Source organism: Halomonas sp. AOP12-B1-6 (genome assembly GCF_052379225.1).
Classification (GTDB): domain Bacteria; phylum Pseudomonadota; class Gammaproteobacteria; order Pseudomonadales; family Halomonadaceae; genus Vreelandella; species Vreelandella casei.
In genome coordinates this window covers 107,655-128,578 of the sequence record NZ_JBQSYK010000005.1, presented here as the reverse complement: position 1 = coordinate 128,578, position 20,924 = coordinate 107,655, and the positions used below count along the sequence as shown (strand labels likewise).

Here is a 20,924-nt window from a genome sequence, read left to right as displayed (position 1 = left end):
GTTAGGCATGCTGGACTTACAGTTGACGTACATCGAAGCCAAAATACCTTAACACTTTTGTTGTACGCCCATTGATAACCGGCAAATTTTCTTTGCTAATCCACCCAATTAGCTCCTGAACATTTGCTTGACCAAACTCGTTTAACTTATACCTATCATCAAACAGACAGTCAGACATTCTTGATACAATTTCGCCCTTACCGTAAAAAAGATAGGTCAAGCTTGCTTTAATGTCAGTAATATTGTTTGAGGCTAAAAACTCTGACTTAAGTGTTTCAAGACCCCCTTTATAAAATCGCAACCTATCATGGAACGAATGCAATACGCAGAGAGCATCAACAATTTCCTCAGCTGAGGCCGAGTTTATTGACTCTTGGCTGCCGAAGACACTACGGATCAATGGGTAGTTTTCTGGAACAATTCGCTCTTCGAAATGGATCCATTCCGTGATAAGCCACTCATCAATCAGTGAAGTTAAAATTATTTTCTTTGAGTCATTCCAGCCTATTGGTTGCTGCTTCCAAGTTTCCTGGGTTGCATGACAATCTCGCACAAAGCTAAAAAACGAGTCTATTTCCAAGCGGAGAGGAATGTCATCTTCTCCAACCTTACGATCTTTTAAAGAATATACTTCCTCTATTTTCCTAAACGCTGACACAGACTCTTGATAAGATTTCCTGTATGTATCTAGAAATATAGATTTCTTCGTGGTCTTTTTCTTTCCTCTGTTTATATTAGAGAAAGTCTTGTCTCCCAGCTCATCTATAACCGTACTATCCAGCTCATCTACTAATTGAGATGCTTTTTTAAATTTTTCATAAATAGATCTATAAGAGGAAATGGCATCTTCATTTAAAACTTCAGCTTCATCCCAATATTCCGCAAAGAGCTGTGTCAGCTCATCGAACCTTGAGTCATTCGATGGTAGCCCAACCATAACCTCTTGATTAGTTAAAATCGCAGACCTTGTGAGATTAGCCGAGCCAATCATTACAGACTTGTCCCCAAAAATGTACATCTTCGGGTGAAATGAATGGTTGGTATAAAATCTCGCCTCAATGCTATTGTTGTTTGCGAGTTTTTCAAGGGCTGATGGAGAGGTAGGGAATCCCAGTCGAACAATAATTCGGATGTGGCAATTTTTTTCCAATAGCATCTTAATGACATCAAACTCTGTAAAGAAAGCTGATGCAATAAAAATATCCATGCCCTCTTTAACGTTTTCATATATGCCATTTTGCACAAAATCTTTCTTAGAGCTTCTGTTTGTATATAGATTCTGCATATTATCCTTGATGACCTAATTGCCTAACGCTTTGTTCACCGGTAAATTAGGAGCGCAGCGAGTAATTTATCCGCGTGCAGCAACTTGTTACGTGCTCTTCCATTCGCGAGCTTTTGTTACCTCCCATTCATCCTTCAAAACCACTTGAAGGCTTGCAATCACCTTTTTTATCTGATCATCCTGAAGCTCAGTTGTATCAAAATTGTAAATACTATCTTTTATTGAATCTAGGAGCGCGAAAAGCTTTACCGTTGCCGGTTCGTCCTTTTTGAAGAGCAATTTCAACTTTGAGTAAAGCCTGTAGAACTTTGTTCGGTGATCATGCAAATGGTCTGCGTAGCTACCCGTCTCTTCAGAGAAGCTCTCTACGCTGTCGATGTCTCCTGCTTGACCAGCCTGCCTGTAGTTTTCTCGCGCAATGTTTCTTTTAACGATGTAGATTTGAAGCTCATATATAACTTCGCATAATTCAGCAGCAGTTTCACGAACCCCTTGAAGCCATTGATGCCTAAATTCTGAAATTTTGTTGTCATGCTCATCTTGGCGGCGTTGTTGAGCCAGATTGTTTTGTGACTCCACCGATTTTCGGTTGCTTCTATAAGTAACGACGGCCGCAGCAACAACAATAACGACTGTTACTAAAAATGGGAGGTTCTCAAGTAGAGGGCTAGCCCAATTAAAATCCTCCTGAACTATTTCGACAGGGACTGATCCGTTCGAAATGACAATAAGCCCAAACCCAGAACTACTCATTTATTCTCCTTACTTCCTACCACGTAACGCCGCCAGCACGCGCGGCTTTGTAGTGGAGGCGAAGCCGCAACGGAAAAGCTGTCGCTGTGCCTGGCTTTGTTAGGGCTCTTCGCCATCGGTCTCGGCCTGAAATTCAATTTTTGGCGGTAACTCGCTCATTGCATAGTGTACAAACTGCTGACCAAGCCCGGTAAGCTCGTAACCCTCGGTCTCATCAAATGCCGACACTGTTGGTTTGGGGCCACTGCCCTTCGGCCTTCTCTGTGTCGGCTTTGGAACAAAATTGCCAAATCGATCTACCTGTCGGTGTTGGCGAATAATGCTGCCCGTACTTAGGTCGCGAAATAGAAGCTTATAAAGATCGGCATCCGCTGAATCTTCCCGCACAGGCCCCTTACCAATTTTTCGCCATATCTCACCGCGTGTTATGCCCCCGCTATTATATATTGCCCCAATAACCTGAAAATGCATCTCTGAGTACTGGTTGATCCAGTCAATATACATTCGTACGACATCGTCGCTGGAAACTGAAGAGGCCGCCGCATTGGACAGAATATTTCGAATGTAAGCGCGTTTGTCTTCGCTTTCGGCACCAGCCCATTCACGGAATGTTTTCTTTACGAGCGACTGATACTCTTTGCTTTCTACTCGCGCTGCGATCGACTCATCCTGTAGGTCAAGGCGGGCCATAATCTCGATAATGGTATCCTCCTTTTCCTTTAACTCGTCTTGTAGCATTCGCACCCAATGCTCAAAAAAACGATTAACCCTGTCCTGCTCTTTTTCGGACCACGCGCCTGCAATAGCCGAAAATATACCGCCAGCAAAAGGAACAGCGCCCCCAATGGCCTGAAGTGCCCCACGTGAATACTTAGCAACTCTTTTGCCTTTAGGAACTTCATCTTCCGGGCTGATTCCATCCGTCATACTCTGATCCTCGTAGCCCTAACAGTGATTATATAGCCCGCCACATAACATTCTTGAATATGCTCGCGCATTTATTAACATTATCCAGCATTCAAAAAAGCTCTAAACATCTGTTTTATATAGCACAGGCGCGACATTCGGCTATATATCAAAAATTCGCGTGTCCGCTCGTTTTGCTCTATTCAATCATACTTTATTGATAAATTTTGCTTCGGTCACCTGAAAACTTGATCGCGAGGGGTAGCCATAGGTCTTAGGTGGGTGTTGGTTTGGGTGACGTTACCGTTGCGCCCTGAGCCGCAACGCCTGCGCGGTGGGGAGTTGACGATGTGGGCATGTGGCTGAGCGGGGCTGCGGGTGCTGCCCTTCGCGGGTCCCTTTTTAGCTCGTGCCTTCCCAAGGCGGTACCCGCATTACAGGGGGCTTTATTGTGGCGGAATATATCGCGCGCTAAAGCGCCCTCCCGCAACACTTGTTCAACACCACTGATGCAGTGGCTATGTTTATGGGAGGAGCTCTGGATTTATGCTTTGAGGACATAGCGCAGAGTTTCGACGACTGGATCGGTAGTCGTACGCATGGCCTGGGCCTTGGCATCATCTGCTTTAAGCGAGCTTCTTCGCTGAGTAGGGTAATATAAGGCTAGGCCAGCGCTGCAACGTTTATTGCCATTCCAGCTTAAGGTCTTTATGTGACTGTGCGCAGTCGCGCAGGTAAAGATTAATCAAGCTTTGATAAGGAAGGTCTTTTTCTTCAGCGAGATTTTTGAAATACGAGATGGTGTCTTCATCCAGCCGAATCGTGACCTGCTTTTTAAGCTTTTTGGCGTATGGGTTTTTAACTGACTCTGAAAAATCATAATGATCACGCATATCTATATCCTTCGTAGGCTTTTCTCTCTCGTTTATCTGCCTTGCGCGCTGAAATAATGCGAATGGTCTCACCGTCTCTAATGCAGTGGCACACCACCAACAAGCGCGAATGAATGCTCGTCCCGAGAAGTATGAAGCGATCCTCCTCCTCAGAATGGTCGGGATCTGATATCAGACGGCCGAATTCATCTGTAAAAGCAGTTCTGACCTCTTGAAAGACGTCATGCTTTTTACGATTAGCGGCATTCTTACGTGGATCCCAGTCAAAGGTAAGACAACTCATAATTACGTTGTAGTTATATTATAAGTATTATCAAGCTATTGGAAATGATGATTCTTGGGGCAAGATCTTTGACGCGCCAAAGCGTGCGCTCATTAAATCAACGATTCAAAGTCGGAAATTCTACAGGCCGCTGAGGGCCTGCAGAATGTTTTGCAGGCTTATGCTTTCAGCACGTACTTGAGAGTTTCAACGACTTGTTCAGTGGTGGTGCACCAAGCCTGCGCTCCGGCATCAACTTCTTTCAGCGGGTGAACGATGTCGTCGCTGTGCAGGGTGATGTACGGCTTAGCGAGTGCGGCGCAGTAGCCTGCATCAAAGGCGGCATTCCACTGCTTGTACTTGTCGCCAAAACGCACCACGACTAAATCGCTTTGCTCAATCAAAGTGCGAGTACGTATAGCGTTGACCTTAGACGACTGGTGGTCGCGCCAAAACTGGTTGCTCTGCTCGCCCAGGTGGTCGCCTGCGGCGTCACTGGCGTCGTGGTCGGTGACCGGGGCGGTGAAGACGATATCCAAGCCTGCGACTTCTGCGCCACGCTGGATTTCATCGCGCCAGTCGGTGTGGATCTCGCCGGATAGGTAAACGTAAAAGCTCATGGCTTACTCCTTAAATATTGAATATCAGATAACTAAGTAGAGCCATTTTATGGAAAAACATTCCAACTTAATACCGGCGTTATAGTAGCGGGTGTTTGGCTAACAGATAGATATCCATAATCCAGCCATGTGATTCACGCAGCGCGGCGCGGCGCTTGATAATCTCGTCGCTTACCTCGCTTAACGGGCCTTTGATCAGGCACTGTTTATCCATGCCTAAGTAGGCTCCCCACCAGATGTAGGTCTCAGCTTGCGGCAACGTGGAAAACGCCCCGCCGCTGTCGAGCATGACGGCAACGGTGGCGGCATCGCTTGGCCAGCCGCGTTCGCGTAGGCGGCGGCCGGTGGTTATTTGAACTGGCTCGGCGAGCGCGTTGAGCGGAATTTTATGCTCGGCGGTGAGCACTTGCAGGCTGGTGATGCCGGGCACTACCTTGACCTCAACAGCGCGACCACTATCAGTCAAGCGCTTGGCAATACGCAGGCTGCTGTCATAAAGCGAAGGATCGCCCCACACCAACATGCCCACCTGCCCGCCGTTGGGTAAATGCTTATCCATGAGCTGTGCCCACATCCGCGCAATGGCGCTATGCCAATCGTCTACCGCGCTTAGGTACGCACACTTGGCATCGCGGGTGGGTAAATCGAACTCCACGATGTTGGCCTGTGTAGCGCTATCAAGCAGCTGTTCGCACAGCAGTCGGCGCAAGTCGAGCAGGTCTGATTTTGCCTCACCCTTGCGCGGCAGCAGAAGCACATCGGCGCTGTTGAGCGCCCGCACGGCGGCTAAGGTAACGTGATCGGGGTTGCCAGTACCGATACCAATCAGCGAAAGCGTGATCATGCGCGGCCCTCTTCATCATCCTTGCCGCCCGCAAACGGTGAATCCGCAGACTGCGGTCGAAAGCGGCGGTCGTAACCTACCGCGTATAGGCTGCTTTCCTGAAAATCGTCGTTTTCCAGCACCGGCCCTACCAGAATCAGCGCCGTGCGCTGCAAGGCGCCTGCGGCTAACGCTTCAATGCTGGAAAGACGGCCTCGAACCACTCGCTCATCGGGCCAGCTCGCCCGCCAAACGATAGCGACCGGGCACTGCGGGCCGTAAAACGGCGTCAAATCATTAACGACCTGCGCCAGATTATGCACGGAAAGGTGAATAGCCAGCGTAGCGCCGGTATTAGCGAAGTTAGCGAGGCTTTCACTACTGGGCATTGCGCTGGCACGGCCCGGCGTGCGTGTTAGCACTAATGATTGCGCCACTCCTGGCAATGTTAGCTCTTGGCCCAGCGTTGCCGCCGCCGCCGCAAAGGAAGGCACGCCGGGGGTAACGCTGTAAGGAATATCCAGCGCACGCAGGCGGCGCAGCTGCTCGCCCATGGCCGACCATACCGACACATCGCCGGAGTGAAGCCGGGCGACATCCTGGCCCACAGCGTGGGCGGCTTGAATTTCATCAAGAATCTCATCCAGAGAAAGCGGCGCCGTATTAACGATGCGCGCGCCTTCTGGGCAGTGCTCAAGAATCTGCTCGGGCACCAATGAACCTGCGTAAAGGCATACCGGGCAGGCCGCGATTAAATCGCGCCCGCGCAGCGTGAGCAGGTCCGGTGCGCCGGGGCCTGCGCCAATAAAGTGAACCGTCATGAAGTAACTCCTGTTGCCCGTGCCTTTGCTACCGCGGCCGTGGCTTTTCTGTCGGCTGAAATGATTCGCGGCCCCAACAGCTGGGCACCGCTGCCCGCGGCCAAAAGCGCAACGGCTTCCGCCACACTGCCGGTGCCCTTTGCCTGCTGGCTGTAAGCTGAGCGGGTAAGCGTCGCCATGCTGGCTAACTCTTCGTCTGCCACCACGACAACCTCAAGGCAATGCTGGCGGCCGAGGCTTTCCACCAGCGGGCGCATCGCGTGAGTAACGGCCAATCGGTCGATATCGCCATATTGTTGGCAAAGCTGCTCAAGCGCCTGTTCTAGCGATGCCAGCGTTGCCTCTCGGCGAAAACCAAACCCGGCTATGAGCATCGGCGTAGTGCTCATCGGCGTACCTTCTGCATTACCCGCCCTTTCAACGCACCACCCGCCACTGCACAACCGGGTAGCTGGCTTTCCAGCCCCGGCGTTGGCCGATAGGCGCGGCGATGGCCAGTTCAAGGCGATAAAGATCGCCGCCTATCGCCTGATGCCAGTGCGCGAGCAGCGCTTCTGATTCCAACGTAACGGCATTGACGACCACCCGCACGCCCGCTGGCAGGCGCTGCCATAACTGTTCTAAAAGCGCTTGAGAAAGCCCGCCGCCGATAAATACTGCCTGCGGCAGCGGTGCATTTGCCAGCGCTTCCAGCGCATCGCCTTCTTTGACGTCTAACCAGTCAACGCCAAGATGCTGGGCATTGCTGCGTGCCCGTGCGGCCCGCTCAGCGTGGTGCTCAAAGCCAATGGCCTGGTTGTCAGGGTGAGCTAGCAGCCACTCAATGGCGATGGAGCCTGAGCCGGTGCCGATATCCCACAGCCGCTCACCGGGTTTAGGGGCCAGCGCTGCCAGCGTGATGGCGCGCACAGGCTGCTTGGTGATTTGCCCATCGTGGTCAAAAAAGCTGTCGGCAAGGCCGGGCGTGAGTGGCATAGACGGGCCGTCACCGGCCACAAGAATGCCCACTGCTACCGGATGAGTGATATCCAGTGGCAGCGTCTCGCTCATGCTCAGCGTGCGGATTCGCTGGTTATCACCGCCTAACGATTCAAGCAGGGTTAGCTGAGACTCCGCAAAGCCAAACCGCACGACAAGCGAGGCCAGCTCGGCCACCGCATCGGCGTCTCTTACCAGCACCAGCAATCGCCTGCCGGCATGCAGATAAGGGCGAATGCGGGTCAGCGGCTTGGCATGTAGGCCCAGGCAGGTGCAGCGCTCTAACGGCCACCCCAAATGCGAGGCCGCTAGGCTAAACGTTGAGGGCGAAGGAATGGCCGTCCATTCGCTGGCAAGCAGGTGAGGCGCCAGGCTTGTGCCGGCACCAAACCAGAACGGGTCACCGGACACCAGCATCACGACTCGGCGGCCCCGCTCGTGCAGCAGCTCGGCAATACCGTCGGCAAACGGCACCGGCCATTCACGAACCACCGCATTGAGTGGCGGCAAAAGGCGCAAGTGGCGGCGCGCACCGAATACTACCTCGGCATCCGCCAGCTGCTGACGGCTTGCCGCCGTCAATCCCTCTGTGCCACTCTCCCCCCAGCCTAAAACTGTCAGCCAGGGAGTATTGTTAATCTCAGCCATGATAAACGTCCTGATTCTTGGCGGAACGAGTGAAGCCAGCGCCCTGGCCTGCGCCGTTGCAGAACGCGGGCTTCCGGCCATCTTTAGCTACGCAGGCCGCGTCAGTGCGCCAAAGCCCCAACCGCTTCCTACCCGCGTGGGGGGCTTTGGCGGCGTGGATGGCCTTATCGCGTTTATTAAGCACGCGGGTATTACCCATATCGTCGATGCCACCCACCCTTTCGCTGCGCAAATGAGCCGCAACGCGCTGAGTGCCGCGGCGCAAAGCGGTGTGGCGCTGCTGGCCTTATCTCGCCCCGCTTGGCAGCCTAAGCAAGGCGACCGATGGCAGCCAGTGGCCAGCATTGATGACGCCGTGGCCGCGTTGAACGGCCCACCCCAGCGCGTGCTGCTGGCGATTGGTCGTCTACATCTGAAAGCATTCAGCGCGCAGCCCCAGCATCATTACGTGCTGCGGCTGATTGACCCGCCAACTGAAACGCCGCCGCTGACTCATTTTACCACCACGCTAGACAGAGGCCCGTTCACTCTCGATGGCGATTTAGCCCTGCTACAAACGCAGCGTATCGAGCGTATAGTTTGCAAGAACGCTGGCGGCGAAGGCGCCGCGGCTAAGCTTGCGGCTGCGCGTCACCTGAAGGTGCCTGTGATAATGATCGAACGGCCGATGCTGCCAGCGCGTCGTGAAGTTCATGGTGTCGATGACGTGCTTGCGTGGATTAACTCAGCATACTGACCTTGGGGTATACACCAGCGGAGCCTGGTCTTCATCCGGGCCAGGGCTTTTCATTCGCTCAATTCGGCGCGTTTGGCTAGAGCCGACAATCACCAGCGTACGCATATCAGCCATTTCTGGCGTTGCTTTGGCCAGGGTCGTCACGCGAATCGCCTCATCGGGCGTGGAAACCGCTCGGGCAAAGATGATCAAACGCTCGGGCTCACACACCTCACGCAATACCTTCAACGTGCGCTCAAACCCCACCGGCCTTGCCTTGGAACGCGGGTTGTAAAACGCCATGGCGAAATCGGCCTCTGCTGAGAGGCGCAGGCGCTTTTCAATCAGCGACCAAGGCTTAAGGTTGTCGGATAAATTAATACAGCAAAAATCATGGCCGAGCGGTGCGCCTGCCCGTGCGCTGGCTGCCAGCATGGCGGAAATACCCGGCAACACCTGAATATCTATTGATCGCCAACGCGGGTCGCCTGCCTCTAGCGCCTCAAACACGGCGGATGCCATGGCAAACACACCCGGGTCGCCGGAGGAAACCACTGCCACGCGATGCCCCTCAAACGCGAGCTGCAGCGCCTGTTCAGCACGATTAATCTCTTCGCGATTATCTGAACCATGGCGAATAAGCCCTTCACGTGGCGCGACCCGATTAACGTAGGGCACATAGCCCACCACATCCGATGCCTCTAACAGCGCTGCAGATACTTCGGGCGTGATCATGCTCGCTGCCCCCGGACCTAAGCCAACAATTTTTAGCCATCCGCTCATGGGCGCCTGCCGTTGCCGTGGATCAGCACAATCGAGAAATAAGGCACGTTCTCAGTTCCTTCAGCTAGCGGATCAAGATCGCTTAGCGGCAGCACGCGCTGCTGCGCCATCGCCGCGTACTCGATTAGCCACGCCTGATGCTCACGGCCAGCCGTTACCAGCGCCCGTCGCAGCTTGTTAAGGTTGCGGCCGATTTTCATGACGACCAGCGCGTCGGTCTGGGCGATCCGCTCCGCCAGTGCTTGCTCAGGGAGCGTTGCCATGAGGACGGTCAGAATGTCATCGCCCCAGGTGATCGGCTGCCCGGTAGCGGTCCAGGCCGCCGACATACCGGTAATTCCCGGCACTACTGAAACCGATACCTGGTTAAGTAGCCGCGTATAGAGATGCATAAACGAGCCGTAGAAGAACGGATCGCCTTCGCAGAGCACCACCACGTCGCAGCCGGCGTTGGCCATCTCAATCAGCTGGGCAACGCTCTGCTCATAAAAAGACGACAGCAAGGCGTTATAGCGCGGGTCATCCACCGGAATTTCCGTGGTCACCGGATATTCCATGGGCAGCTCAATAACATCCGGTGCCAGCAGGCCTTCAACGATGCTGCGCGCATGGCCTTTACGGCCCTTCTTGCGAAAATAGGCAATGTGCGTGGCCTGGCGAATCAACCGGTCGGCCCGCACGCTCATTAGGTCCTGACTCCCCGGCCCCAGGCCAACGCCCACAACGCTTCCCTGGGTCGTTCGGGTTCCCTGGGTCATTCGCTACGATCCGCCAGCGCATTGAGGGCTGCGACCGTCACCGCGCTGCCGCCTAAGCGGCCGCGCACGATACAGCTGGGGATGGCAAAATTCTCCCACAGCGCCTGCTTTGATTCCGCCGCCCCCACAAAACCAACCGGGCAGCCGATCACCGCCGCTGGGCGCGGGCAGCTAGGGTCTTCGAGCATATTTAAAAGATGAAACAGCGCGGTCGGCGCATTGCCAATCGCCACCACGGCACCTTCAAGATGCGGACGCCAAAGTTCAAGCGCCGCCGCCGAGCGGGTATTAGCCATCTGTTGAGCCATGCCCGGCACGCGTTCATCGCGCAGGGTACAGATCACCTCGTTGTTGGCCGGCAAGCGCTTGCGGGTAATGCCTTCCGAGACCATATGCGCATCGCAGAGAATCGGCGCGCCCTGCTCTAATGCTGAGCGTGCGCGGTTAACCGCATCGTTTTGAAAATGAATATGCGCGGCAAGTTCGACCAGCCCGGCGGCGTGAATCATACGAACCGCTACCGGCTCTTCTTCTGGCGAAAAGCGGCTCAGTTCTGCTTCGCGTCGGATAATCGCAAAAGATTCCCGGTAAATCGCCGGTCCGCTTGTTTCGTACTTATAGGGCACCCAAATTCTCCAGATATGCAATTACCTCAGCATCACTGAGGCCTGTCTGAACCGGCGTGCTGTCGGCACGGCCGTTGACGATAAGATTAAATTTTCCAGCATGGCCCACTAAACAGACCGCTGCAGCCTGTTGCCGGGCACAGCCCTTGGCGCAGCCCGACACGTGAAGAGACGTTTCTACCAGGCCACTCAATCGCTCAGCCAATGGCTGCGTGGCAACACTTGCCTGTGCGCAGTAAGGCGCGCCGGGGCAAGCATCTATCAATAGTCGCGAGTCACTGCTATCGCTGATCAAGCCTTCTACCGCGGGTAATGCTGTGCTTTCAGTCAGCGCTTGCTTGACCACTAAACGCCGCCAGGGTGTGACGCGGAGGTGAGTCACTGACGCCGGGGTCACGGCTGCGCGCCAGGCGGTGGCCGGCGCACGGCCAAACGGCAGCCCATAGACCATCCCGCAGGCCTGTTTACCAAGTGCGCGGCTTTCCGCTGGCTGCGCCGGGCGCACACTGGCGGGTGCCCACAGGGGCAGCGCTACCTGGTGTCGGCGCATGCGCCCTGCCTGGCTTCCGCCGCTTTCCACAAACCAATGTGTCAGGCAGATCAAGTGCTCAACGGCGGCCTCAATCGAGTCCACTGGCGTGCCATGCTGGTGCCCCTCTGCGCGCACCATCAAGCCACCCGATTCTGAACGTTCAATACGAAAATCTGCCGCAGCGTCGCTCAGTACCGAGGCGTCTCCTGCATCAATCGCAATGCCGACCTTGCCTGGCATGATGGCGAGCGCATTGCGCCTTGCTTGCAACAAACGTGCACCGGTGTGCGTGTCATCGCCTATTTGCCAGCCGGGGGCCAGCATGATGGGCGGCAGGCGCTCGGCCTCTGGGCTGGCATCCACCAGGCCATTTTCGATCAGAAAATCCATGAGCGCAGGCCAGCTAGCGTCGGTTACTCCGCGCAGCTGGATATTGGCTCGGCTGGTGAGCTCTATTAAGCCATTACCAAACGTATCTGCCGCTTCACATAGGGCCAGCACCTGGGTAAGTGAAAGCTCGCCCATGGGCGGGCGAACTCTTACCAGCAGGCCATCGCCGGTTTGCATAGGCTGCCACGCGCCGGGGCACCAGCCTTTGACACGCGGGCTGAGCGCCTCTGCGCGCGTGTTAATGGCCATAGCGGCCGGTCTCTTTGGCTTCATCTATTGCCAGCAGCAGGTCTTGCAGCGCCTGCCCCTGCTCGCCTGGATCTTGCCACATGCCGCGCTGGGCCGCTTCAAGCAGCCGTTCGGCCATTTCCTCAAGCGCGGCAGGATTATGCTCACGCAAAAACTGCTGGCTGGCCGGGTCAAGCACGAAGGCCTCGCTGATCTGGGCGTACTGATAGTCCGCGACTAAATCAGTGGTGGCGTCGTAGGCAAACAGATAGTCCACGGTGGCGGCCATTTCAAACGCGCCTTTGTAGCCATGCTCGCGCATCGCATTTATCCACTTAGGATTCAGCACACGCGAGCGAATAACGCGGGCAAGCTCTTCTTTCAGCGTGCGAATCTTGGGGGCGGCCGGGTTAGCGTGATCCGCGTGATAAATGGTCGGCGCATTGCCGCTTAGCGCACGAGTGGCATTGGCCATGCCGCCTTGAAAAGCGTAATAGCTGTTGGAGTCAAGAATATCGTGCTCGCGGTTATCCTGGTTTTGCATCACCGCGTCCAGCCCTTTGAGCTGCTGTTCAAACGCCTTGCGTGCGCCAACGCCCGACTCTTTAAACTGCCCATAGGCGTAGGCGCCTGCGTCTAAATACGCCTCGGCCAAGTCGTCAGCACTGTTCCAGGCGCGGCTTTCGATCAGCCGATTAAGACCGGCGCCGTACTCACCGGGCTTGCTGCCAAAAATACGGTAGCGGGCCTGCTGAGCGGCGCTTTCAGAAGACATTCCTTGAGCTTCAAGCGTGCGCTGCTGGCTGAGCACGGCCGTTCGAATGGTATTGCTGTCGCCCGGCTCTTGATACTCGGCAACGGCTTGCACCGCGGCATCGAATAGCCGAATGACGTTAGGAAACGCGTCACGGAAAAAGCCGGAAACGCGCAAGGTGACGTCGACGCGCGGGCGGTTCAGCAGCATCGATGGAATCACTTCAAAATCGAACACCCGCTGCGAGCCCAGCGACCATTTAGGCCGCACGCCCATCAGCGCGAAGGCCTGGGCGATGTCATCCCCGCCGGTACGCATAGTGGCGGTGCCCCAAATCGACAGACCCAGACGGCGCGGGTAGTCGCCGTTATCCTGCAGGTAGCGCTCTACGAATGCCTGCGCTGATTTCTGCCCCAGTGTCCAGGCTGCCGGAGAGGGAATCGAGCGGTTATCCACGCTAAAGAAGTTACGCCCGGTTGGCAGCGTGTCTAGCCGCCCTCGGCTAGGCGCGCCGCTTGGCCCAGCGGGCACGAACAGACCGTCCAGCCCATCCAACAGCGACTGAATCTCCATTTTTACGCCGCGCTGCATAGCGACCCACAGATGTTCGCGGGCATAGCGCAGCTGCTCCGCGGTGGCAGGATAGCCATGGGCGAGTTCAACGAGGCAGCCCTGGGCGAGCACATAGTCGGTAATGAGCTGCTCGGCCAATAGTTCCAGCCGCTCACGGGTATCCGCACCGGTTCGCCAAGCATCGCTGAGCTGGCTGGCCAATAGTGCCGGGCGCGGGCCGTTCCAGGGTTCACTGCTGGCCGCCAGCGGGTCAAAGGGGGAAGCTTCGTTCGATAGCCCCAGGTCATCGGCTAGATTATGCAGCAGGCCGCGCTGAGCAGCCGCCTCGCCACGGGGCAGCCTCAATAGCGCTACCAGCGTACCCGCTAGCTTCTCCTGGGGTGGCAGCGTGCCGAGAATGTGCAGGCCGTGGCGTATCTGCGACTCTTTAATATCGCAAAGGAACGTATCCAGCTCATTGAGAATCTCGCTGCCACAGCTGCTATCAACAGCGCGGGCAAGTTCCTGGTCGATACCGGTTGCGCGCAGGTGGCTTAAAATCTGCTCACGAATCAGCGCTTCGCGCCGGGGGTCCATATCCAGCGCCTGATAATACTCATCACACAGCGCTTCAAGCTCGGCCATCGGCCCGTACAGTTCAGCCCGCGCCAGAGGCGGCATTAGGTGATCAATGATCACCGCTTGGCTTCTACGCTTAGCCTGGGCACCTTCACCGGGGTCGTTGACGATAAACGGGTAGAAATGCGGCAGCGGCCCCAGCGCGATATCCGGCCAGCAGTCGGCACTTAGCGCCGTGCTTTTGCCCGGTAGCCATTCTAAATTGCCGTGCTTGCCCACGTGCACCACGGCATCAACGTGATAGTGCTCGCGTAGCCAAAGATAAAACGCCAAGTAGCTATGCGGCGGTACCAACTGCATATCGTGGTACGACTGCGTTAAGTCAATGTTCGGGTCTTCACAAAACTCACGTTCAGGCTGAATACCGACGAACGTTTCACCCAGGCGAACACCGGAAATCATCAGCCGCCCCTGTCGGCATTTGGGGTCATCTGCGGGTGCGCCCCATCGTGCCCACACGGCTTCTTGGAGCGTGGCGGGCAGCGTTTGAAACCAGCTTAAATACTCATCAACGCCAATACTTTGCCAGCAAGCGCGCTGATCGAGGCTTTCGTGATCATTGGTGACGGCACCCTGCAGCAGGCGAATCAACGCATCGCCATCACTAGGGATATCGTTGACCGGGTAGCCCGATGAAGCCAGCGCGTTTATGAGTTTTAGCGTTGAAGCGGGTGTATCCAGCCCCACGCCATTGCCAATACGCCCATCGCGATTGGGGTAATTCGCCATGATCAGCGCGACACGTTTTTCAGCGTTGGGCGTTTGCCGCAGGTCGCAAAACCGACGTGCCAGCGTGGCGACAAACGCTGCGCGTTCAGGATGCAGTGTGTGATGCGTGACCGACAGCTGACTGCGGGCATTGTAGTGTGCTTCGGCCTTAAACCCGACGGCGCGAGTGATGATGCGCCCGTCCATTTCAGGTAGCACTATCTGCATCGCCACGTCGCGGCTATGCAGCCCCGCGGCCATTGCCTGCCAGTCCTCAGCTGTGCTACTGGCCATCATGGCCTGGAGCACCACGGGGCTGCCGACAAACAGGCTGCCCGAGTCATCACTGCCCTGCTCGCTACTGAGGGCATCGACTTCGTCGGTATTACGGTTGACCGAAAAGCTGGTGGTATTGATCACCAGCATGGCACCGGTTTGCTCAATAAGATGATTGGCAAACACGATACAGGGCCCCTCTTTTAGCGATGCTACGGCCACGGCTAACGGCTCAAGCCCTTGGGCTTTAAGCGCCTCAATCATGCCGTCGGGCACGGCGGTATTGCCGCCCTGCAGATGGCTGCGATAAAACAGCAGTAAGCAAACAGGTCGCTCAGCAACACGCTGATCACGCCATTCACTTAGGCTCACCGCCTGGCGACCGCCTATCTGCGGTGCATAGATAACCGCCGCGGGGATCACCTTCGGCTCTTGCCACGGCTGAGCGTGGGCTAAACACTCGCTACCCACAAAGCGCAGCAGCTGCTCGGCATTGTCAACGCCGCCTTCGCGCAGGTAGCGCCACACGCGGTAGGCAGCGTCAAAGCTCACGCTCGAATCGTTCAGTAGCGCATCGTCCGGTGCATCACAGCCGGGCACCATAATCAGCTGGCGCTCAGGTTTCGCCGCAGCCCAGGCCAACAAGCGCTCATGGCCGTAAGGCCAATAGCCCTTGCCGCCTAACAGCGAAACGATCACCAGCCTGGCTTTTTCAAGCACGCGATCTTCATAGAGATCAAAGGCCGCCGGCTTTACCAGATTCATCCAATTCGCCAGCCTCACCGACGGGTAATCATCGCCCAGGCGGTCAACCGCCTGAGCCAGCGCCGACAGGTTGCTGTCAGCCGCTGACATAATGACGACCTCGGCGGGGCTTTGTTGCAGGTCGACGATACCTTCATCGTCAACAAAGCCCCCAGGCTTGGCAGCGAAAAGATGCATTAAGCGCTGACCGTGCGCTCAGCGCTGGATAGCGCCGCCTGAATATCGTCGCGGTTAAGCGCTTTACCAATAATGACCAGTTGGGTTTGGCGACGCTCATCCTGCCCCCAAAGCCTGTCGAAGTAGCCGTCTAGCCGTTCGCCTACCGCTTGAATTACGCGGCGCATCGGCTTGCCGGGAACCGCCGCAAAGCCTTTAGCCCGATAGATTTCCTGTGTTTCTAGCAGCTGCTGAAGCTGGGCTGCCAGAACGTCGGCATCGACTTCGCCGAGCGTTATTACGCAAGAATCAAAATGATCGTGGGCGTGGTCGTGGTGCGCGCCTTCAGCGTGATGTTTGTCGTGGTGGTTGGCGATACGGTCGATGTTCTCTTCGCTGGCCGCGCCAATGCCCATTAATGCCTCTAGCTGCGCGGTGTCGGTCGCCAGCGTTTGGTCGATAAACAGTATTTTGACCGACGCTGGCACCCGCGCTTTTACTAGCGTCTCAACGCGGGCCTTTTCCTCTGCGCTTAGCAGGTCGGTCTTGGTGACCAAGACTAAATCCGCGGCGCTGAGCTGATCGTCAAGCAGCTCACGCAGGCTCGGGTCGTGATCAAGGCTTTCGTCAGCTAACCGCTGCGCAGCCACTTTACCTTCGTCGCTGGCAAAACGGCCGGCGGCCACGGCAGGCCCATCGATGACGGTAATAATTGCATCTACGGTGCAGTGGCTGCGCACTTCCGGCCAGTTAAATGCCTGCACCAGCGGCTTGGGCAGCGCCAGCCCGCTGGTTTCAATTAAAATGTGGTCGATATCATTACGCCGTGCGACCAGCTTTTTCATCACTGGCAAAAATTCTTCTTCCACCGTGCAACAGATACAGCCATTGGCCAGCTCGTAAATACTGCCGTCCTCGCCGTCCATCGGCTGTTCGCCTTCGCAACCGAGCGCGCAGCTACGCAGCAGGCTCGAATCTATGTCCTGCTCGCCAAATTCGTTGACGATCACCGCAATGCGCTTGCCGGTCACTTGACGCAGAATATTGGCCAGCAGCGTCGTTTTACCGCTGCCGAGAAAACCGGTGACGACCGTGGCGGGGATTTTATTTAGCTGCATGCGTTAAATTCCTCTGTGGCGCTAGGCTGCGCTGATGCTGCTGAGCCGCTGAACAGACTCGCGACCGCGGCAGGATTATTAGGAAAGAAAAAGTGAAGATACGATGCGGTTAACTGGCGCTGGCGATAAATCGGCTCACCCGGTGCGGGGTGGCGCTGACGGCGGCCGTGGGCAATGGGCTCAGGCGTTCCTTCTGCCATTGAGCGATGATGCGCATGCCCGCGAAGAGCACCTTCCGCCAAGTCGGCGGTTTGCATTCCCTGGCAGCCTCTTCGTCCGCGCATGGCGCCTTGCCCTGGCAGCAGACCCAGCATCGTATGGGTGTTTTCGTCGTAGTCGGTCAGCGTGTCCAAACAGTAGAGCATGCCGCCACACTCAGCGAGAATGGGCTTGCCTGCGCTATAAAAGCGCTGAATATCCTCGCGCATGCCGACATTCTCAGCCAACGTTGAGGCATGCAGCTCAGGATAACCACCGGGCAGCCAAAGCGCATCGCACAAGGGCAAACGGCGGTCGGCCAGCGGTGAGAAAAAGCATAGCTTCGCGCCCATCTGCTCAAGCAGGTCCAAATTGGCCTGGTAGATAAAGCTAAACGCCGCATCTTTAGCCACACCAATGGTCTGGCCCGCCAGCGAAGATGGCACTGACGGCACATGGTCTTGCGAAGCGGTGAACGTTACGGGCGCTATTTTCATCAACGCCGTCGCCAGCCCAGCGGCGTCTAATGCACTGGCGGCCGCTTCAAAGCGCGCTTCCAAATCATCACGAATCTCGTCTGCCTGTACCAACCCCAGGTGACGTTCGGGAAGCGTTAAGGCGGGGTCACGCGGCACTGCGGCCAGTAGCGGAATCGAGAGCGGTAGCGCTGACTCAATCAGCTCACGATGGCGCTGCGTACCGCAGGCATTGGCGATCATGCCTGCGATGAGAAGGTCATCGCGAAAGCCTGCAAGGCCCGACATCAGGGCGGCCGCCGTTTGTGCCATGCCTTTAACGTCCATCACGATCACCAGCGGCAACTCGAACAGCGCAGCCAAATCGGCGCTGGAAGGCTCGCCATCGAAAAGGCCCATGGCGCCTTCCACCAAAATAATATCGGCACTCACCGCCGCTTGATAAAAGCGCTGCCGGCAGTAGGCTTCACCGGCCATCCACAGATCTAACTGGTCTACGGGCTGGCCCGATGCTTGCGCCAATATTTGTGGGTCCAGGTAATCAGGGCCAGTTTTAAATACTCTGACTACTTTGCCCTGGTTGCGCAGCAGGCGTGCCAGCCCCGCCGTGACGGTTGTTTTGCCCTGCCCTGAAGAAGGTGCGGCGATAAATAGCGCCGGGCAGCTAGCGCTTGGCAAAGATGTCGTCATCAGTACTCGATCCCCGCCTGAGCTTTAACGCCGTTACGAAACGCGTGACGGTCATCCTGTACGGTGCTGATGGTATCGGCGATTTCCTGCAGCGGCAGCGCCATGGTTCGGCCGGTGATAATCACATTTTGGTGGGCGGGTCGGCGTAAAAGCGCCTCGACAATAGGCGCCGTGTCTAAATAGTCGTATTTGAACATGTAGCTCATTTCGTCCAATACGATAACGTTGTAGGCAGGGTCTTCTAACAGCCCCCGGGCGATTTCCCAGGCGGCTTCGGCGGCTTCGATATCGCGCTGTCGATCCTGGGTTTCCCAGGTAAAGCCCTGGCCCATAATGTGCCAGTCAAGCTGAGGGTGATCGCGAAAAAACAGATATTCACCGGTCTCACGGCGGCCTTTAATAAACTGAATGACCGCGCCTTTTTGGCCATGGCCTAACGAACGCGCCAGCGTGCCGAAAGCAGAACTGCTCTTTCCTTTGCCGTTTCCTTTTAGCAAAATCAATACACCGCGCTCTTCAGATGCACGCGCTATTCGCTCGTCGATAACTTCTTTCTTACGCTGCATACGGTCTAGGTGGCTGCTATCGCTCATGCTGGCTCCTGGGTGGGCGGTGTCCAATAGAGTGCGCCAAGCTGCTGAGCAAGACGCGCTGCCTGGCCACGTTTAACGAAGGACTGTTCGGCATCCATGACCACGCAGTCGCCAAGCGGCGGCAGGCCAGCGACGGACTCTCGGGTACGCCCATCGGTCATTAGGTAAGTACGGATAAGTAAGCCGGGGTCGCGGCGCTGCCACTGACGAATCAACTGGCCTGCGTGAGCAACCGCTTTACGTAGCGGTGTGCCGCCGCCGCCATCGGTGGCATTCAATAAGGCCTGCACACTTTTGGGAGCACGCTGTCGTGGCAGTAGGCACGTCAGCGTGTCGTTACCAAACCCGACTATCGCCACTTGCTCACGAGCTGAATAAGCTTGACGAGTAAGGCTATCGACCCATCCTTTGGTCTGGCCCAAAAGCCGCTTACCGAGCGTCGAGCCGGAGGTATCAAGCAATACCAAATGCACCCGCGGCTGACCGGTTCGCGCCTTGCGATAGCGCAGCTGACGCCAGGGCCACTGACCGCGATTTGCGATCAAAGTACCAAACCAATCGGGGCGAAACGCTGCAGCTGGCGGCTTACTGGCTCGCCCCTGCCCCAGCGCAAGGCCCTTACGCGTGCCGCCGTTAAACAGCGAGTGTTTCCCAAAGGGCCGAGCTAATAATGCAGGCAGCGTAAGCGGCTGACTTTCTAGCATGTTCTGCGCCATGGGCGGCATAGCGCCCCATTGCCCGTGTGAAGCTGAGTGCTCGTCAGTATTACTTGACGACACTGAGCTGCCGGGGTCTTGGCCCGATTCTGGAGGCGGTGATGATGGTGAAGATGAAGGCGGTGAAGATGGTGGCGGTGAAGATGGCGGCTCAGCAGACTTATCTTCAGCGCGCGTACGCCGATGGGCCAGCACCCACGGCTCAACGCTATCGACATCTTCCTGGCTGATCGTCGTATCACCACGCCAGGCAGCGTGGGCCTGCGCAGCGCGGTGCCAGGTGACATCGGCGCGCATACCTTCAACCCCTGCTGCTTCGCAGCGCTTAGCGATGTGCTCGTAAACCCAGGCAGATGCCGTTACCGTCGCCAGCCCTCGGCGCGCATGCTCTACACGGCTGACGAGCGCAGCTTGTTCGTCGGCAAAGCCTGCTATAAAACCAGCGGGATCGCGATCAAAGGCATCGCGCTGCTGCACAATGGCGATGCGCGCTTCAATACTGACGTTAGGCGGCTGCTCAAGGCACAGTCCAAAGCGGTCAAGCAACTGGGGGCGAAGCTCGCCCTCATCGGGGTTCATGGTGCCGATTAGGCTAAAGCGCGCTGGATGCGAATGGCTAATGCCGTCGCGTTCGACGATGTTGATACCGCTGGCCGCGACATCGAGCAGTAAATCGACCAGCGTATCGGCCAGTAAATTCACTTCATCGACGTATAAAATCCCGCCATCGGCTTTGGCCAATAGCCCTTCATGGAACGTGGCTTCACGCTCAGTGAGTATCTTTTGCAGATCAAGGCTGCCGGTTAGGCGGTCTTCGCTGGCGCCAAGCGGCAAGGTGACAAACGGTGGTTTTCGCTTCTCGCCCTCAGGCAAAATGGCCGCTAGCGCCCGCGCAAGGGTCGATTTCGCGCTACCGCGTGGCCCGCTAATCAGCACCCCGCCAATACGCGGATTAATCACGTTCAGCAGCAGCGCTGTTTTAAGCGACGTCTGACCGACCACGGCGGTAAAGGGAAACTCAACCACAGGCATCACCATGGGCAAAAGGAGCCAAGTTAATACATTAAACGGCGTAGGGACACCGCCTCACGCGTGAAAATTATTCATACCTGACAAGAACATAACGATAGAGCCAAGCGTTAAGAAAGTGACTACAATGACCGCCCAGTATAGTGGAAGGCGTTAGATAGAGGCCAGCCTATCACGCCAGCACGTCACCAACCGCAAAGGCCTTGCGTCCTTTATTCTCTCGTCTTCGGCAG

General features: G+C 56.2%; 20 protein-coding genes. 1 reads left to right on the top strand and 19 read right to left on the bottom strand.

What is annotated here, in order from left to right:
- Nucleotides 1-16: 16 nt before the first annotated feature.
- From ACT3TR_RS14855 to cbiE, 10 genes are all read right to left on the bottom strand, one after another.
- Entirely contained in the window at nt 17-1,285 is a 1,269-nt protein-coding gene (locus tag ACT3TR_RS14855) for a phospholipase D-like domain-containing protein (protein WP_444625656.1), read from the bottom strand.
- An 87-nt stretch (nt 1,286-1,372) separates the two neighbouring features.
- Nucleotides 1,373-2,038: a hypothetical protein gene (locus ACT3TR_RS14850; protein ID WP_444625657.1), complete on the bottom strand. Its 666-nt coding sequence runs from the start codon at nt 2,036-2,038 to the stop codon at nt 1,373-1,375.
- A gap of 99 nt (nt 2,039-2,137) precedes the next feature.
- Entirely contained in the window at nt 2,138-2,965 is an 828-nt protein-coding gene (locus ACT3TR_RS14845; RefSeq protein ID WP_444625658.1) for a hypothetical protein, read from the bottom strand.
- A gap of 662 nt (nt 2,966-3,627) precedes the next feature.
- Complete coding sequence (locus ACT3TR_RS14840) at nt 3,628-3,909, bottom strand: BrnA antitoxin family protein (RefSeq protein WP_441686667.1); 282 nt, start codon at nt 3,907-3,909, stop codon at nt 3,628-3,630.
- A complete protein-coding gene (locus ACT3TR_RS14835) occupies nt 3,830-4,120 on the bottom strand; it encodes a BrnT family toxin (protein WP_096279472.1) in 291 nt (96 codons plus the stop codon). The genes ACT3TR_RS14840 and ACT3TR_RS14835 overlap by 80 nt, the downstream gene beginning before the upstream one ends.
- A gap of 158 nt (nt 4,121-4,278) precedes the next feature.
- Nucleotides 4,279-4,719, bottom strand: coding sequence for a YtoQ family protein (locus ACT3TR_RS14830; protein ID WP_441686666.1), 441 nt, complete (start codon nt 4,717-4,719; stop codon nt 4,279-4,281).
- A gap of 79 nt (nt 4,720-4,798) precedes the next feature.
- A complete protein-coding gene (cobF, locus tag ACT3TR_RS14825) occupies nt 4,799-5,563 on the bottom strand; it encodes a precorrin-6A synthase (deacetylating) (RefSeq protein ID WP_444625659.1) in 765 nt (254 codons plus the stop codon).
- Nucleotides 5,560-6,363 (bottom strand): precorrin-4 C(11)-methyltransferase, encoded by an 804-nt coding sequence (gene cobM, locus ACT3TR_RS14820; RefSeq protein WP_444625660.1) that lies wholly within the window; start codon nt 6,361-6,363, stop codon nt 5,560-5,562. The genes cobF and cobM overlap by 4 nt, the downstream gene beginning before the upstream one ends.
- Nucleotides 6,360-6,752 carry a cobalamin biosynthesis protein gene (locus ACT3TR_RS14815; protein WP_444625661.1) on the bottom strand — a complete coding sequence of 131 codons (393 nt, stop codon included), beginning with the start codon at nt 6,750-6,752 and terminating at the stop codon, nt 6,360-6,362. The genes cobM and ACT3TR_RS14815 overlap by 4 nt, the downstream gene beginning before the upstream one ends.
- Before the next feature lie 28 nt (nt 6,753-6,780).
- Nucleotides 6,781-7,989, bottom strand: a complete 1,209-nt coding sequence (gene cbiE / locus ACT3TR_RS14810; RefSeq protein WP_444625662.1) for a precorrin-6y C5,15-methyltransferase (decarboxylating) subunit CbiE — start codon at nt 7,987-7,989, stop codon at nt 6,781-6,783.
- On the opposite strand from cbiE, the gene ACT3TR_RS14805 reads away from it, so the two are divergent.
- A complete protein-coding gene (locus tag ACT3TR_RS14805; protein ID WP_444625663.1) occupies nt 7,988-8,725 on the top strand; it encodes a cobalt-precorrin-6A reductase in 738 nt (245 codons plus the stop codon). The two genes, cbiE and ACT3TR_RS14805, sit on opposite strands and share 2 nt — an antisense overlap.
- On the opposite strand, the gene cobJ is transcribed toward ACT3TR_RS14805, so the two are convergent.
- The 9 genes from cobJ to ACT3TR_RS14760 are packed head-to-tail and all read right to left on the bottom strand — an operon-like array spanning nt 8,714 to nt 20,694.
- Nucleotides 8,714-9,487, bottom strand: a complete 774-nt coding sequence (gene cobJ, locus ACT3TR_RS14800; RefSeq protein ID WP_444625664.1) for a precorrin-3B C(17)-methyltransferase — start codon at nt 9,485-9,487, stop codon at nt 8,714-8,716. The genes ACT3TR_RS14805 and cobJ overlap by 12 nt on opposite strands.
- Nucleotides 9,484-10,245 (bottom strand): precorrin-2 C(20)-methyltransferase, encoded by a 762-nt coding sequence (locus tag ACT3TR_RS14795; protein WP_096279455.1) that lies wholly within the window; start codon nt 10,243-10,245, stop codon nt 9,484-9,486. The genes cobJ and ACT3TR_RS14795 overlap by 4 nt, the downstream gene beginning before the upstream one ends.
- Nucleotides 10,242-10,871: a precorrin-8X methylmutase gene (locus tag ACT3TR_RS14790; protein ID WP_096279453.1), complete on the bottom strand. Its 630-nt coding sequence runs from the start codon at nt 10,869-10,871 to the stop codon at nt 10,242-10,244. The genes ACT3TR_RS14795 and ACT3TR_RS14790 overlap by 4 nt, the downstream gene beginning before the upstream one ends.
- Nucleotides 10,861-12,042, bottom strand: a complete 1,182-nt coding sequence (locus tag ACT3TR_RS14785) for a cobalamin biosynthesis protein CobG (RefSeq protein ID WP_444625665.1) — start codon at nt 12,040-12,042, stop codon at nt 10,861-10,863. Before ACT3TR_RS14785 ends, ACT3TR_RS14790 begins: the two co-directional genes overlap by 11 nt.
- Entirely contained in the window at nt 12,032-15,892 is a 3,861-nt protein-coding gene (cobN, locus tag ACT3TR_RS14780; protein WP_444625666.1) for a cobaltochelatase subunit CobN, read from the bottom strand. Before cobN ends, ACT3TR_RS14785 begins: the two co-directional genes overlap by 11 nt.
- A complete protein-coding gene (gene cobW, locus ACT3TR_RS14775) occupies nt 15,892-16,989 on the bottom strand; it encodes a cobalamin biosynthesis protein CobW (RefSeq protein WP_096279447.1) in 1,098 nt (365 codons plus the stop codon). The genes cobN and cobW overlap by 1 nt, the downstream gene beginning before the upstream one ends.
- A complete protein-coding gene (locus ACT3TR_RS14770; RefSeq protein WP_444625667.1) occupies nt 16,980-18,353 on the bottom strand; it encodes a cobyrinate a,c-diamide synthase in 1,374 nt (457 codons plus the stop codon). Before ACT3TR_RS14770 ends, cobW begins: the two co-directional genes overlap by 10 nt.
- Nucleotides 18,353-18,946 carry a cob(I)yrinic acid a,c-diamide adenosyltransferase gene (gene cobO, locus ACT3TR_RS14765; RefSeq protein ID WP_096279443.1) on the bottom strand — a complete coding sequence of 198 codons (594 nt, stop codon included), beginning with the start codon at nt 18,944-18,946 and terminating at the stop codon, nt 18,353-18,355. The genes ACT3TR_RS14770 and cobO overlap by 1 nt, the downstream gene beginning before the upstream one ends.
- Complete coding sequence (locus ACT3TR_RS14760) at nt 18,943-20,694, bottom strand: AAA family ATPase (RefSeq protein ID WP_444625722.1); 1,752 nt, start codon at nt 20,692-20,694, stop codon at nt 18,943-18,945. Before ACT3TR_RS14760 ends, cobO begins: the two co-directional genes overlap by 4 nt.
- Nucleotides 20,695-20,924 lie beyond the last annotated feature (230 nt).

Excerpts from the sequence above, each read along its gene's own strand:
- ACT3TR_RS14785 (WP_444625665.1), bottom strand. The coding sequence starts at position 12,042 with ATGGCCATTAACACGCGCGCAGAGGCGCTCAGCCCGCGTGTCAAAGGC.
- cobF (WP_444625659.1), bottom strand. The coding sequence starts at position 5,563 with ATGATCACGCTTTCGCTGATTGGTATCGGTACTGGCAACCCCGATCAC.
- ACT3TR_RS14845 (WP_444625658.1), bottom strand. The coding sequence starts at position 2,965 with ATGACGGATGGAATCAGCCCGGAAGATGAAGTTCCTAAAGGCAAAAGA.
- cobN (WP_444625666.1), bottom strand. The coding sequence starts at position 15,892 with ATGCATCTTTTCGCTGCCAAGCCTGGGGGCTTTGTTGACGATGAAGGT.
- ACT3TR_RS14855 (WP_444625656.1), bottom strand. The coding sequence starts at position 1,285 with ATGCAGAATCTATATACAAACAGAAGCTCTAAGAAAGATTTTGTGCAA.
- ACT3TR_RS14835 (WP_096279472.1), bottom strand. The coding sequence starts at position 4,120 with ATGAGTTGTCTTACCTTTGACTGGGATCCACGTAAGAATGCCGCTAAT.
- cobJ (WP_444625664.1), bottom strand. The coding sequence starts at position 9,487 with ATGAGCGGATGGCTAAAAATTGTTGGCTTAGGTCCGGGGGCAGCGAGC.
- cobM (WP_444625660.1), bottom strand. The coding sequence starts at position 6,363 with ATGACGGTTCACTTTATTGGCGCAGGCCCCGGCGCACCGGACCTGCTC.
- ACT3TR_RS14795 (WP_096279455.1), bottom strand. The coding sequence starts at position 10,245 with ATGACCCAGGGAACCCGAACGACCCAGGGAAGCGTTGTGGGCGTTGGC.
- ACT3TR_RS14805 (WP_444625663.1), top strand. The coding sequence starts at position 7,988 with ATGATAAACGTCCTGATTCTTGGCGGAACGAGTGAAGCCAGCGCCCTG.
- cobO (WP_096279443.1), bottom strand. The coding sequence starts at position 18,946 with ATGAGCGATAGCAGCCACCTAGACCGTATGCAGCGTAAGAAAGAAGTT.
- ACT3TR_RS14760 (WP_444625722.1), bottom strand. The coding sequence starts at position 20,694 with ATGCCTGTGGTTGAGTTTCCCTTTACCGCCGTGGTCGGTCAGACGTCG.
- ACT3TR_RS14850 (WP_444625657.1), bottom strand. The coding sequence starts at position 2,038 with ATGAGTAGTTCTGGGTTTGGGCTTATTGTCATTTCGAACGGATCAGTC.
- cbiE (WP_444625662.1), bottom strand. The coding sequence starts at position 7,989 with ATGGCTGAGATTAACAATACTCCCTGGCTGACAGTTTTAGGCTGGGGG.
- ACT3TR_RS14830 (WP_441686666.1), bottom strand. The coding sequence starts at position 4,719 with ATGAGCTTTTACGTTTACCTATCCGGCGAGATCCACACCGACTGGCGC.
- ACT3TR_RS14770 (WP_444625667.1), bottom strand. The coding sequence starts at position 18,353 with ATGACGACATCTTTGCCAAGCGCTAGCTGCCCGGCGCTATTTATCGCC.
- ACT3TR_RS14815 (WP_444625661.1), bottom strand. The coding sequence starts at position 6,752 with ATGAGCACTACGCCGATGCTCATAGCCGGGTTTGGTTTTCGCCGAGAG.
- cobW (WP_096279447.1), bottom strand. The coding sequence starts at position 16,989 with ATGCAGCTAAATAAAATCCCCGCCACGGTCGTCACCGGTTTTCTCGGC.